The 12,799-nt window shown below is 60.1% G+C and carries 11 protein-coding genes; 5 read left to right on the top strand and 6 right to left on the bottom strand.

Annotation, left to right across the window (positions count from 1 at the left end):
- Nucleotides 1-135 precede the first annotated feature (135 nt).
- Nucleotides 136-1,053, top strand: a complete 918-nt coding sequence (locus ACOOHD_RS15035) for a PAS domain-containing protein (protein ID WP_420458701.1) — start codon at nucleotides 136-138, stop codon at nucleotides 1,051-1,053.
- Here ACOOHD_RS15035 and ACOOHD_RS15030 read toward each other — a convergent pair.
- A complete protein-coding gene (locus tag ACOOHD_RS15030; protein ID WP_420458700.1) occupies nucleotides 1,050-2,249 on the bottom strand; it encodes an NRAMP family divalent metal transporter in 1,200 nt (399 codons plus the stop codon). The two genes, ACOOHD_RS15035 and ACOOHD_RS15030, sit on opposite strands and share 4 nt — an antisense overlap.
- A 30-nt stretch (nucleotides 2,250-2,279) precedes the next feature.
- On the opposite strand from ACOOHD_RS15030, the gene ACOOHD_RS15025 reads away from it, so the two are divergent.
- A complete protein-coding gene (locus ACOOHD_RS15025) occupies nucleotides 2,280-2,663 on the top strand; it encodes a hypothetical protein (RefSeq protein ID WP_420458699.1) in 384 nt (127 codons plus the stop codon).
- Here the strand turns inward: ACOOHD_RS15025 and ACOOHD_RS15020 are convergent.
- From ACOOHD_RS15020 to ACOOHD_RS15000, 5 genes are all read right to left on the bottom strand, one after another.
- A complete protein-coding gene (locus tag ACOOHD_RS15020) occupies nucleotides 2,649-3,815 on the bottom strand; it encodes a COX15/CtaA family protein (RefSeq protein ID WP_420458698.1) in 1,167 nt (388 codons plus the stop codon). The genes ACOOHD_RS15025 and ACOOHD_RS15020 overlap by 15 nt on opposite strands.
- A 455-nt stretch (nucleotides 3,816-4,270) precedes the next feature.
- Nucleotides 4,271-6,139, bottom strand: a complete 1,869-nt coding sequence (locus tag ACOOHD_RS15015) for an ABC-F family ATP-binding cassette domain-containing protein (RefSeq protein ID WP_420458697.1) — start codon at nucleotides 6,137-6,139, stop codon at nucleotides 4,271-4,273.
- A gap of 27 nt (nucleotides 6,140-6,166) precedes the next feature.
- Nucleotides 6,167-7,501: a D-alanyl-D-alanine carboxypeptidase/D-alanyl-D-alanine endopeptidase gene (gene dacB / locus ACOOHD_RS15010; RefSeq protein WP_420458696.1), complete on the bottom strand. Its 1,335-nt coding sequence runs from the start codon at nucleotides 7,499-7,501 to the stop codon at nucleotides 6,167-6,169.
- 208 nt (nucleotides 7,502-7,709) lie between these two features.
- Nucleotides 7,710-8,447, bottom strand: coding sequence for a response regulator transcription factor (locus ACOOHD_RS15005; protein ID WP_420458695.1), 738 nt, complete (start codon nucleotides 8,445-8,447; stop codon nucleotides 7,710-7,712).
- Between the two features lie 47 nt (nucleotides 8,448-8,494).
- Nucleotides 8,495-9,916 (bottom strand): sensor histidine kinase, encoded by a 1,422-nt coding sequence (locus ACOOHD_RS15000; RefSeq protein WP_420458694.1) that lies wholly within the window; start codon nucleotides 9,914-9,916, stop codon nucleotides 8,495-8,497.
- Nucleotides 9,917-10,000: 84 nt separating this feature from the next.
- Between ACOOHD_RS15000 and ACOOHD_RS14995 the strand changes: the two genes are divergently transcribed.
- From ACOOHD_RS14995 to ACOOHD_RS14985, 3 genes are all read left to right on the top strand, one after another.
- The gene (locus ACOOHD_RS14995) at nucleotides 10,001-10,738 is read left to right on the top strand and encodes an RDD family protein (RefSeq protein WP_420458693.1); all 738 of its coding nucleotides are present in this window, start codon (nucleotides 10,001-10,003) and stop codon (nucleotides 10,736-10,738) included.
- Nucleotides 10,738-11,502, top strand: a complete 765-nt coding sequence (locus ACOOHD_RS14990) for a sulfite exporter TauE/SafE family protein (protein WP_420458692.1) — start codon at nucleotides 10,738-10,740, stop codon at nucleotides 11,500-11,502. Before ACOOHD_RS14995 ends, ACOOHD_RS14990 begins: the two co-directional genes overlap by 1 nt.
- A 99-nt stretch (nucleotides 11,503-11,601) precedes the next feature.
- On the top strand, nucleotides 11,602-12,795 hold the full coding sequence (locus tag ACOOHD_RS14985; protein ID WP_420458691.1) for an efflux RND transporter periplasmic adaptor subunit: 1,194 nt from the start codon (nucleotides 11,602-11,604) through the stop codon (nucleotides 12,793-12,795).
- Nucleotides 12,796-12,799 lie beyond the last annotated feature (4 nt).

The following is a 12,799-nucleotide window of genomic DNA, read 5'->3' as shown; positions in this document are numbered from 1 at the left end:
TGCAGTAGCCCTTCGTTATTTGTCCAAACATCTGCCTAAACGATAGGGTTCCAATTTTACTACCATCCGGAGCTGATCCGGTTTGGCCGGTCCGCGTAGCTTGGCTACCATTCGGCTAACTTAAGTACAACTTTTATGCAACCCCTTACTCTGCCACAAATTCTGGCCCTTGCAAACAAGGTGGTTAGCGTAGACGACTCCGAAAATTTGCTGTGTGCCAATCTTGCGGGCTATCTGCGCTACGCCAACACCTCGGCCTGCGACAAACTGGGGTACTCCTTTACCGACATGATGAGTAAGCGCATTGCCGATTACTCCCCTACCTACTCCGACGACAGTTGGAACCGCCACTGCCAGCGCACCATCGCCAATGGGACCGACCAGATGTACACCTACCACCAAAACTGCAAGGGCCGGCGCTACCCCGTGGTCATCACCAGCATACCCCACATCATCGACGAAACCAGCGAGCAACTCATCTGTAGTCTCGTTAAGGACGCCCAGAGCAGTGTACGCTACAAGCGGATGCTCGAATCCATCAGTGTTTCTAAACGCACCGGCAGCTTCGATTTCAACCTCAGAGATCAGAGTATTTTGGTGAGTGACAACCTGCTGGCCATGCTGGGTACAGACAATCCCGAAACCATTAAGCCTTCCCTCATCGTGGACCGCCTGAGCCGCGAGGACGTATCCCGCTGGAACGCCGAGATGATCCACTTTATCGCGGGCTTTCACCGCATGGACGAGCAGTTCGTCATGCGGGTAGCCGCCGACCGGCAGGCTATCGTGCGGGTAATCATCTGGTCGGTAATGGAAGATGGCAAGGTCACCGGTATGACGGGCCACTACGAGATCATTGACGAGGAAAGCAAGGAGCGCCTGGTAAGCCTGGAGGACAACCAGCGCCGGCACATCATCAAGGCCCTGCGCTACACCAACGGCCGGGTGACCGGACCGAACGGCGCCGGAAAACTTTTGGACATCAACGGCAAAACGCTCTTCGCCCGCATGAAAAAGCTCAACATCAACCGCGAGGACTACACCCAGCGCTAAGCCGCCAGCAGGCTCCAAAAAAACTGCCCCGCCTTATAGAATACAAAGGCCAGGACGCCCGCTCCCACCGCGTTCTGCCACCAACGATTCGTATGCTGCCCCAGCAGGCCACGCCGGTTAGCCAGCAGGAATACCACCAGGGCAATGAAGGGCAGTAGTAAGCCATTGATCACCTGGGCTGCTACGATCACTCCCACCATATTCCAGTCGGTAAGCCCCACGGTGAGACCGCAGAGTAGCACCACGATCCAGGTCACCCGAAACTTCGCACCGCCCGGTTCGAACCCAAGCAGTTGCTGCCCGGCCAGCGCCGCGGCCAGGGGAGCGGTGGTTGCCGAACTAAAGCCCGCGGCAAAGAGCCCCACCCCGAGCACCAGCCGGCCGTAGTCGCCCAGCACCCCCTGCAGCGTCGCGCTGAGGTCACCGAAGGAGATAAAACTCCCGGCCGCACTACCCACCACTACGATGCAGCCCGTGATGAGGGCACCCACCCCAAAAGATAGCCCTAGGCCCCGCCGCATATCCGGTAGATCGGAGCCCGTGCCCAGCCCCGCCGCCAGGAAGAAGTTGTAGGGCACGATCGTCGTACCAAGTAGGGCCAGCAACATACTGGTATCAATGCCGCTCCCATCCACCGAGACGGTGTTCTCGCCGCTGGCAATGTGCGCAGCGGCGACCACGAAGAGCAGTCCCATGCCCACGACCAGCACCGTCATCACCCGACCGATTGACCGGGTACTACCCCACCACAGCAGTGCGGCCACCCCCGTCGCCAGGGGCAGCAGCCAGTACCGTGACACGGGCAGCAACAGGCCCAGCCCCCCCAGGGCGCCCAGCAGGTTACCCGCCTGATAGGCCGCACAGCCGAACGCTATGGCCAGATAGAGGATCGGGGGTAACACCCCACTGCACCCCCGATAGCTATCGGGGCCCCGCAAGAGTTTACCGAGCGGACGCTGACTCACGATCGTCACCCGTGCGGCCATCTCCATAAATACGTAGCCGGCTAGCGCCGCCAGGGCCACCACCGGTAGGTACCCATACCCGCCCAGTGTACCCGCCCGCGTGGCCGTGGCTACCGTGCCCGGACCGATGAAGGCCGCCGCGATGAGCGACCAGACCAGCGCCCGGCCCCAGGATGAAGTAGCGATAGCTTTAGCGTATTGGTGCGGCCCACAGTTTACGACAAATTGCAACCCCCGGCCCCGGTGGGCAGTTGCCCCCCTATGATCCTGCTGCTGCATACCCTCACCGAGGCCCTGATCGGTCTGCTCTTCCTCTTTTACCCCGGCGCCGGACAGCTCGTGCCCGGCTTCGGGACCTCCGAGGGGCCCACCTTCGAGCTGCTCATGAAGATGTACGGACTGGCCGCCCTGTTCCTGGCTGGCCTTTCGCTCTACGCCTACCTACGGCGCGACGATACCCGGGTGTTTCTGCTGCTTACCGCGGCGCTGAGTGCCTACCACTACGCCATGATCCTGGTGCAGACGCTGTACAACCCCGACCAGCGGGCCGCGCTACTGCACTTTTTGCTGGCGATCTTTCTGACCGGACAGTTCCTGGGCCGCCGCAAGCTGGGCTGGGACCACGATCGCTCACGGCTCAACTAACTTCAGCGACTTTTTTGCCTCATTTTCCACCGTCTTTTCCACAGGGCGTAGGGGCCTGCCGGGACGGAAGAGGTAGTTGATGTATACCACCGTGGCCACCAGGGCGATAGCGGTAAACTGGTGGGCGACGCCCCAGCCTACCGGCACCTGTCCGATGCTGTTAGTCACGGTCAAAATACCGAGCAGCACCTGAGTTATCAACAGGCTTATCAACAGGGCGTTAGCCCGCCGCAAATCGTGACTACGAATGCCCCGCCAGCAGCGGTACACAAAGTATAACACCATGATTGTCAGGGCATAAGCCATAGTGCGGTGCAGTAGCTGGAAGAGGGCCGGCTGGAACAAGCTGGTCTCGTAGTTGACGAGGTTTTCCACCGTCCAGGCGCTGGCGTCGGTGAGAATGTTAGGAATAAATTTGCCATTCATATCCGGCCAGGTGGGGTAAGGTAGGGCGGCCTTAGCCCCGCTCATCACACCACCCAGCAGCAGCTGCACTCCGAGTAGGATATTCAGGGGCCAGCGCAGTTTTTCTACCCCCGCCTGTGGAAAACCCGCCAACCGCGGTTGAATAACTTTCAGCGTCACCCACAGCAGGTAGCCGAAGAGCGTGATGCCCAGCGCCAGGTGCAGCGTGAGTTTGTAGGCATTGACCCAGGGGCGGTCGATGAGTCCGCTGGCCACCATGATCCAGCCGAAACTGGCCGCCAAGGCCGCAAGGAGCACCACTACGCCCAGGCGGCGCATCAGCGGGGCGTCGAGGTAGCCCTTACGCCAGAAGACCAGGAAGCCCACCACGAAGACCAGGCCCATGGTGCGCGCCCACTGCCGGTGAAACCACTCCCAGAAGTAGATGAACTTGAAGTCGCCCATGGAAATATCGGCGAATACCTTGGCGTACTGCGGTGAGGTCTGGTACTTCTCAAACTCCGACTGCCAGTCGGCGGTGGTGAGCGGCGGCATGGCCCCGCTGAGGGGCTTCCACTCGGTGATCGAGAGCCCCGACTCGGTCAGGCGCGTGATGCCGCCGATGACGATCTGGCCGACGACCATGATCAGGCCCACGATCAGCCACAGGCGCACCGCCCGGGCGTAGCGGCCCCCCCGTCGGGTGTTGGGGTAGCTCTCCCCCCGTTCCTGCACCGCTCCTCCCATCTCCTTAATAGTTATTATTCTTTTTTAAAATTCAAATCCCATCATCATTATTAGGCCTGTGGAAAGTTGGAGAAAATCTCGCCGCGGCGCTTTGATCTTTCACTTTCCACCCCCGTCGGTCCTCTTCTTCACACTACAACACCGCGTAAAACAAAGGGATGGCAGCGCTTTCCACAATCTGTGCATCCGACCCCCGGGGAGAAGTATTTTGACACTCCGCTGGGGAAACGACCCCCTCCACGGCGGAAAGCAGGTGGAAAGGGAATGTTAGGAGCTGTGGAAATGTGGATAAAGTGGGCTTTTCCACCGCAATTGTCCCCCGCAGTGTGGAGAACCGCCCATTTTCCCACACTTATCCACCACTGAAGCGTGGAAATAGCGCCTAGCTAAATGCCTAGTTTACAGAGACTTTACGTAGGCTTCACTTTAGCCTGTGGAAAACGCTCCGGGCCCGTCTAGCCCTCCACCAGCTCCATCCATTTGAGCTCCTTTTCCTCGATGGCCTCGTTCACCTCGGCCAGTTCGCGGCCCAGCTCGGCGATTCGCTCGGGCGTCAGTGCTGCCATGTCGGCGAACTGCCGGTTGATGTCGGCCTTACGGGCCTCGAGCTTGCTGATCTGTCCCTCCACGCGGCGAATGGCCTTGCGCTGCTCCTGACTGAGGGGGGCATCCTCCACGGCGGCGGCGGGCTCCGGCTTCGTGGGTGCGGCGGGTGCGGTGGGGCTGGCTTCGCGCAGTTCTTCCCGGCGCTGTTCCCGGTACTCGGTGTAGAGTCCGTTCCAGTCGCGGATCTGCCCCTCGCCCTCGAAGATGAACAGGTGGTGGGCTAGCTTATCCAGGAAGAAGCGGTCGTGACTCACGATGAGCACGCAGCCGGGGAAGTCCATCAGGAAGTCCTCCAGCACGTTCAGGGTCATGATGTCCAGGTCGTTGGTGGGCTCGTCGAGGATGAGGAAGTTGGGGTTTTTCATCAGCACGGTGAGCAGGTACAACCGCCGCTTTTCGCCCCCGCTGAGCTGGCTGACGTACACCTGCTGCTGCTTGGAGTTGAACATAAAGCGCTCCAGTAGGCCGCGGGCAGTCAGCTTCAGGCCCTTTTCCAGGGGGATGAACTCGGCGATCTCGCGCACCACCTCAATCACCCGCATATCGTTGGCCAGATTGATGCCGTCCTGGGTGTAGTAGCCAAAGACCGTATTACTGCCGTGCACCACCTTACCGGTGTCCGGCTCCAGCTCCTTAGTGAGCATATGCAGCAGCGTCGACTTACCCGCCCCGTTACGCCCCACGATACCGGCCCGCTCCCCCTTCTGAAACTTGTAGCTGAAGCCCCTGACCAGCTCCTTTTCCCCGTAGGACTTCGAGATGTTGTGGGCCTCCAGGATCTTACTGCCCAGCCGCTGCCCCTTGATCTCTAGGGTGAGCTCATCTTCTTTACGGAAGCTGCCCACCTTATTCTTGAGCTCGCTGAAGGCCGTAAGCCGGCTCTTCGCCTTCGTACCCCGTCCGCTGGGCATACGCCGTACCCACTCCAGCTCCTGCTTCATGCGCTTGCGGTCCTTGTCCAGCTCGGCGCTCTCGGTCTCCTCCCGGCTGGCCTTCTTGTTCAGGAAGTCGGAGTAGTTGCCGGTGTAGTGGTATACGTTGCCGCCGTCGAGCTCGATGATGCGGTTACAGACCCGCTCCAAGAAGTAGCGGTCGTGGGTCACCATCAGCAGCGTCAGATTAGGCGACTGCAGCCACTCCTCCAACCACTCGATCATGTCCAGGTCCAGGTGGTTGGTGGGTTCGTCCAGGATGATCAGGTCGGGCTCGTCGATGATCAGTTTGGCCAGGGCTACCCGCTTACGCTGTCCGCCCGAGAGCGTATCTACCCGCTGATCGACGTTGTCGATGTTGAGTTTACTGAGCACCTCCTTGATGCGCGCCTCGATGTCCCAGGCCCGCAGGCGGTCCATACGGCTCAGCGCGTCCTGTAGCAGCTGTGGCTTATCGGTCCGCAATAGGGCCTCCTCGTAGTCGCGCACCGCCCGCACGACCTCATTGTCGCTGTCGAATACGGCATCCATCACCGTGGCACCAGCCCCGAACTCCGGCTCCTGCGGCAGGTAGGCCATGCGCGCATCCTTGTGCACGTACATACTGGAGCCCACGCCCTCGGGCTGATCGATGCCGGCGGCTACCCGTAGCAGGGTCGACTTACCCGTGCCGTTCTTGGCCACCAGAGCCACCTTCGTGTGCTGGGCCACCTGTAGATCGACCCGGTCGAACAGCACCTTTTCTCCGTAGATTTTAGATACCTGTTCCAACTCCAAATACACCATGACGCGCAATTTGCCGCAAAGATGCCACTAAAGCTCCTCGTACACCCAACCCAGCACTCGCTCCATCTCGCGGTAGTAGTCACTGGTACTACCCATCACGTTGTTGTGCAGAAAGCTGAAGGCTAGGTAGCGCCCCCGCCGCGTCCGTACCAGTCCGGAGATGCACATCACTCCACTCAGCGAGCCCGTTTTGGCCCATACGTAGGGTTCGGCCGCCCCGTCGAAGCGTCGTTTCAGGGTACCGTTCCTCCCCCCGGTGGGCAGTAGGGACTGTAGGCGTTCGCGCCCCACCTCCCGGTCCAGTGCCGCCACTACCTGCACGAATTGGTTGGGCGTGACCAGATTGTACCGGCTCAGCCCACTGCCATCGGCGTACCGCATTCGCCCCAGCCGCAGCCCGGCAAACAGCGTATCGGTGGCGTACTCGAACAGCGTCTCCTCGTCCAGCGTACCGTAGCGCGCGGCCGCAGCCTGTAGGATCAGTTGCTCGGCCAGGAAGTTATCGCTGTCCTGTAGCAGCCGGCGGTACACGGTATCCGGCAGGGCCACGCTCAGCACGTTCAGCTGGCTAAGGGGGGGGCGGGGCCGCCGGTGCCCACTAATCGTAAGGGCGGGAAAAGCCTCCCGGAGCTGCCGCAGCGTAAAGTCGGCACTCGTGTGCAGCGCGCGTTGGAGGGGCGAATCCCCCAGCTTGTAAATATCCTCATTGACCGTAAAGACGTTCTGTTCCTCGCCCCGCCGGATGGTGTAGGGCTGGTCTGCGTCCATGACTAGGGCGCCGGCTACTTCCGGCGGGGAGCCCAGCAGCGCGCTACCCAGGAGTCCGGGGTCCGGATCGCGCTCCAGGTGCAGCCGGTTGCCGTAGATCGGTAGGGCCGTGCGCTCGTACACGTAGCCGTAGTTGAAGTCATCCCAGCTCCAGCCGGCTCCGTAACGTGGTGGCGTCTCGGTTTCGGGCTGGTGCAGCACGATCGGTACCACCTGCTGCTGTAGCCAGGGGGCGAGCTCGTCATATCCCTGAAAACTGGGGTGCAGCAGCAGGGGGTAGCCCGTACCCCAGATGTCGAGCCGGTCCGCCCCGCGCTGGTAGTACACCGCGGGTACCGACTGGCCCAGCACCCGGTGGGCTACCAAAAAGGTGAGCAGCTTGACGTTGCTGGCCGGAACGAAGTAGCGATCGGCCTGGTAGCCGTACACCGGCTGTTCGCGGTCGATGTCGTAGAGGCTGAAGCCGGTGTGGCCGCTGGCGAAGACGGGGTTCTGGGCCACGAGGCGGTCGAGCTGGGCGCGGGGGTTAGTGACCTGGGCGGGCAGGGTTAGGACGGGGAAGAGTAGCCAAACAATGAAGCGACAACGTAGCATAGGGTGGTATACAACGAAAAAAGCCGAAGCACGGCGGCTTCGGCGAAAAAATTATAATCCCAAAAACTAAAACATTGGACGGCGCGAACCGCCACCGGTTTCCGATTGGGGCGATGAGTGCCACCTAACGGTGGACTACCGCCCGCTATGCGGATACTTGAACTCTTAAACCGCCGGTGTGGGCCGTATTGTATGGGGGGGTGGGGCTTTAACCTTCCTGCTCGCTAGTTACCAGCAGTTGAAAGCCGTTGCCGTGGATGTTGACAATCTCGATGGCCGGGTCGAGCTTGAGGTACTTGCGTAGCTTGGTGACGAAGACGTCCATGGAGCGGGCCGTGAAGTAGTTGTCCTCGCCCCAAATTTTGGTCAGGGCCTCGCTGCGGCTCAGGACGTTGTTCTTGTGGATGGCGAAGAGTTGCATGAGCTGTGCTTCCTTCGGGCTGAGCTTTTCCTTCGTCTTTTCGCCCTTGTCACTAGTATGGGTAAGGATGCGTAGCGGAAAATTGAAGTGGAACTGCCCAAACTCGAAGTCGGTCTGTTCTTCCTTGGGGTCGACGGGGACCTGGCTACGGCGGAGGATCACGTTCATGCGGGCCAGCAGCTCCTCGCTGTTGAAGGGCTTGGTGATGTAATCGTCGGCTCCGAGCTCGAAGCCGTTGAGCACGTCTTCCTTCATGGCCTTGGCGGTAAGGAAGATGATGGGGGTCTGAGAGTCCGTCTCACGCACTTTCTTGGCCAACTCGAAGCCGCTCAGGCGGGGCATCATGACGTCAAAAATGCACAAGTCCCACTTGCTGCGGCGGTAAGCCTCCAGGCCGGCTACACCGTCCTGGGCTAGGGTGACGTCATAGTCATGCACCTCGAGGAAGGAGCGCAGGACATCGCCGAAGTTCTGGTCGTCCTCCACCAGGAGGATTTTAGCGTCGGGAGTAGCGGTTTCGCTCATGGATTGTGGGATTGTAGCGGGTAGGTGAGTTTGGGTACGGGGTGGCTTCATTCGGGCTGCCGGTAGGGAAAAGTGACGATGAAGCTACTGCCCTTACCGAGCTCGCTCTTCACCTCGATGGTGCCGTTGTGCACCTCCGTGATCGTCTTGACGTAGGAAAGTCCCAGGCCAAAGCCCTTCACGTCGTGGCGATCGCCGGTGTGCACCCGATAAAAACGGTCGAAAATGTTTTTTCGTGCTTCGCGGCTCATTCCCAGTCCGTGATCGGTGACGTTGACCTCCACCCCACGCGGCACGTTACGGGTGCACACCTGTATTTCCGGAGGGTCGGGCGAGTACTTGTTGGCGTTGTCGAGCAGGTTATTGATCAGGCTCGACAGGTGGGTCATATCGCCCTCGACTACGGAGGGATCGGCCGCCAGGTCGGTCGTGACGGTGCCGCCGCGGGGCTCTACCTGTAGGCAGATGTACTCTACCGCGCTCTGGACCACGTCGTTGAGATCTACGGCGGTGAGATTGAGGTTGAGGCGCGACTTATCGAGCCTGGCCATCTGCAGCACCTTCTCGACCTGGTCGTTCATGCGCTTGTTTTCCTGCTTGATGATGCGGGCGAAGCGCTGCACCTTTTCCGGGTCGTTGCTCACCCGGGGGCTGACGATGCTGTCCGTGGCTAGGGAGATCGTGGCGATGGGTGTTTTGAATTCGTGGGTCATGTTGTTAATAAAGTCGGTCTTCATCTCCGAAACCTTCTTCTGCCGCAGGATCACGTAGATGGTGTACACAAAGCAGCCCAGAATGATGAGCACGAAGAGCAGACTGATCGTAAAGTTGCCGTAGAGCGAGCTGTACACCACGCTGTCCTTATCGGGACTGTAGGCACGAATCTCACCCGGAATGGAGGGATCGTTGTCGAAGAGGCTCACCACATAATCGCCGTGCATCAGGTCTTCGTGGCGACTGGTATCGGAGCCGGCCACGGAGAGCAGCCGACCGTTGCGGGAGAGGAAGCGCTGCTGGCGGGTATCGTAGATGCCGTACTCCAGCTCATCCTCGATGCCGGCGTTCTTTAGCTCCTTGACCATCTTCTTATGGATTGCCTCCCGGTCAATGCGTTCCTCCAGGTTGCGGTTGGCAAACTGAGCGCGTAGGCGCAGCGAGTTGGGGTAGGTGCGAATGGCGCGGCCCGAGAGCAGCCCCGAAGTAGGCTTGCCGATATAGACCTCGCCGTATACGGTGCTGCCTCCGGGCACGCCACCGGCGTAGCCATTATTGAGCGTCAGGTTGATCTCGGCCTCTTCGTTATCCTCCACCTCGTCGGCTACCTGCTTGAGTACGCTCTGGACGGCGCGGTCATAGCGCTCCTTGTTCACCTCCAGGCCGGTCTGGATGAGTCGTAGCTGCAGGATGATCAGCCCCACGATGGAAGTCATGATCAAACCGATAATCAGGTAGATGGATTTCTTGCTCATGCCACGGAGAAGCTACAACGGCGGGGCCTTTGCACAAGTGTACACCGCCGGGGCCTTTAAGGGTTTAGTAACTTCGCCCCGCCTATGGCCGCCGTTACGATTCATACCACCCAGAACGTCCGTATTGACTACGAAACGGCCTCGCTAGGATCGCGCATCGGCGCCTTTTTGATCGACCTAGTCGTCGTTACGGTCACCTATCTACTACTGGCCTTTTTCGTCGAGTCAGTCGGATTACTACCGTATAGCGATGCCGTGTTCTTCGTATTCGGTCCGCTCTTCTCTACCCTGCTGTACTTCTTTTTCTGGGAGATGCTGAGCCGGGGGCAGACGGCCGGCAAAAAACTGTTGCGGCTGCGGGTCATCCGGCTCGACGGGCGCGACCCCACGCCGGCCGATTTTCTGGTGCGGGCCGTATTCCTGATCCCGGATGCCATCTTTACGCTGGGTATGCTAGCCATTCTATTCATCCTCACCGGGCGGCGCAACCAGCGGCTGGGCGACCTCATCGCCGGCACCGTGGTGATCAATACCGTGGGTTTTGGGGGGGTGACGCTGGCCGACATCCTCACCATCCGCAACCGCGAGCAGCACGCGGCCCGCTACCCGGCCGTGCAGCGGATGACGGATGAGGATATGCTGGTCGTCAAGCAGTGCATTCTGCGGTACCGCCGCTACCGTAATGCCGCCCACCGGCAGGCACTCTCCGAGCTAGCCGCAAAGATGATGCAGTTATTGGAGCTCGATGCGCAGGACGTCAAGGGCTCGACGGAGGACTTTCTCGAGGTGCTCCTCCTGGACTACATCGTACTTACCCGCTGATGGTGGCCTACCTTATCGCCCTACTCGGCGCCACCCTGGCCGGGGCCATCAACACCCTGGCGGGCAACGGCTCGGCCATCACGCTGACGATTCTAATGGAAGTACTGGGCCTACCCGCCGACGTGGCCAACGCCACCAACCGGGTGGGTATCGTGACCCAGGGGGCGGCCGGCACCTGGGCCTTTCACCGGGCGGGCCGGCTGCGCGTGACCGCCGGGCGGCAACGGGAGATGTGGCTGATCGTGGTACTGACCAGTCTGGGGGCCATCCTCGGTATCTGGCTGAGCCTCATCGTCGACAACGCCACTTTCCGCACCATCTTCCGCTACCTACTCGTGGTGATGCTAGCCGTGGTGCTGGTCAATCCGAAACGCTGGCTGGTGGCCACCCACCCCGAAGCGGCGCTTTCCCTCTGGGTAGCCGTGCCGGCCTTCTTTGCGATGGGAGTCTACGGGGGCTTCATCCAGATGGGCATGGGCATCTTCTTCCTGGCTCTGATGGTGCTGGTAGCTAAGTACGAGATCATCCAGGCCAACGTGGTGAAGGGGATCGTGGTGACGATCTATACCGGCATTGCCGTAGCCATCTTTGCCTGGCGCGGCCTCATCGACTGGCCGATGGGCTTGCTGATGGCCGTAGGGCAGACGGTGGGCGGGTACCTGACGGCAAAGTATGCGGCCAATCATCCGCGGGCGGGGGTGTGGGCCTACCGGCTGCTGGTGGTGGTAATTGTGGGGGCTATTGCTAAGGCGTTTTGGGTGTAGGACGGGGGACGGGCCATCCCTTATCTTTGACACGCCGGAAGGGTGGTGCAACTGTATGTAGCTTGGGCGGTTTGGTTTTCTGTTCGCCAAAGACTCAGCATGAAACGTAGTACGATTAACAACATCCTTAAGGCGTTGCTGGGACTCGGCATTGTCTGCCTCGGATTTTTCGGTATGCAGTACCTCGCTTCGCTCAAGGAGGAGGCGCCCAAGAAGGAGATTACTAAACGGGTCAAGGCCGTAGAGACCCGCCGGGTGACCAATGCCGATCTGGCTACCACACTGGACGTGCAGGGGCGCCTACAGGCCTACAACAAGATCGAGCTCTACAGTGAGGTAGGCGGTGCGGTAGAAGAGACCGGCCGGCCGCTCAAAGAGGGTACTTACTTTAGTAAGGGCGACGTGATCCTGCGCATCGACGACGATGAGCCGCGGCTGAACCTGCAGTCGCAGAAAGCTAGCCTGCTCAACAGCATCGCCCAGATCATGCCCGATTTAAAGATTGACTATCCCCAGAGTTTTGCCGCCTGGGAGGCTTACCTGGCAGATTTTGACGTAGATAAGCCGCTACCCGAACTGCCCACGGCGGTAGACCGGCAGGAAAAGCTCTTCGTGGCCGGGCGCAACCTGTACAGCCAGTACTATACCATCAAGAGCGCCGAGGAGCGGCTGAGCAAGTACGTCATTTACGCCCCCTTTTCGGGTGTGCTGACCACCGTCAATATAGACGAGGGGGCCGTGGTTCGCCCCGGGCAAATCCTAGGCGAGTTGATGGCTACGGGCTACTACGAGCTAGTGGCCACCGTGCCGCTCTCCGACCTGAATTACCTCAAAGTGGGCGGTCAGGTGAGTATGTATAGCGAGGACATCCCCGGTGAGTGGACCGGCAAGATACGCCGCATCGGTAATCAGATCGACGCCGGCTCCCAGACCGTGGAGGTTTTTGTGGGCGTGAGTGGCAAGGAGCTGCATGAGGGCATGTACATGCGGGGAGAAGCCGCGGCTCGTGTCCTGGAGGGCGTAGTCGAAATCGACCGCAACCTGCTCATCGACGAGCGCGAGGTGTACGTGGTGCGCGACGATACCTTGCTGAGCCTACAACCCGTGATGGTGCGTAAGTCGAACCGCAGCACGGTGCTCGTAAGTGGACTGCCCGACGGCACCGAGCTAGTTACCGGTACGGTGGCCGGAGCCTTCGAGGGCATGCGGGTAAAGATCGATAACCCTACCGTGGAGGTAGATACCGAAACCGCCAGCGAGTCTACCACTTCCACCACCGGTAGCCTGAAGTAAGCAG

Origin of the sequence: Neolewinella sp. (genome assembly GCF_965214665.1) — a bacterium.
Taxonomy (GTDB): Bacteria; Bacteroidota; Bacteroidia; order Chitinophagales; family Saprospiraceae; genus Neolewinella.
This window is presented reverse-complemented; position numbering and strand designations above follow the sequence as displayed.

What these genes read in the sequence shown, in the direction of transcription:
- ACOOHD_RS15020 (WP_420458698.1), bottom strand. Translation starts at nt 3,815, where the DNA reads ATGGGAGGAGCGGTGCAGGAACGGGGGGAGAGCTACCCCAACACCCGA.
- ACOOHD_RS15015 (WP_420458697.1), bottom strand. Translation starts at nt 6,139, where the DNA reads ATGGTGTATTTGGAGTTGGAACAGGTATCTAAAATCTACGGAGAAAAG.
- ACOOHD_RS14985 (WP_420458691.1), top strand. Translation starts at nt 11,602, where the DNA reads ATGAAACGTAGTACGATTAACAACATCCTTAAGGCGTTGCTGGGACTC.
- ACOOHD_RS14990 (WP_420458692.1), top strand. Translation starts at nt 10,738, where the DNA reads ATGGTGGCCTACCTTATCGCCCTACTCGGCGCCACCCTGGCCGGGGCC.
- ACOOHD_RS15035 (WP_420458701.1), top strand. Translation starts at nt 136, where the DNA reads ATGCAACCCCTTACTCTGCCACAAATTCTGGCCCTTGCAAACAAGGTG.
- ACOOHD_RS15000 (WP_420458694.1), bottom strand. Translation starts at nt 9,916, where the DNA reads ATGAGCAAGAAATCCATCTACCTGATTATCGGTTTGATCATGACTTCC.
- ACOOHD_RS14995 (WP_420458693.1), top strand. Translation starts at nt 10,001, where the DNA reads ATGGCCGCCGTTACGATTCATACCACCCAGAACGTCCGTATTGACTAC.
- ACOOHD_RS15025 (WP_420458699.1), top strand. Translation starts at nt 2,280, where the DNA reads ATGATCCTGCTGCTGCATACCCTCACCGAGGCCCTGATCGGTCTGCTC.
- dacB (WP_420458696.1), bottom strand. Translation starts at nt 7,501, where the DNA reads ATGCTACGTTGTCGCTTCATTGTTTGGCTACTCTTCCCCGTCCTAACC.
- ACOOHD_RS15005 (WP_420458695.1), bottom strand. Translation starts at nt 8,447, where the DNA reads ATGAGCGAAACCGCTACTCCCGACGCTAAAATCCTCCTGGTGGAGGAC.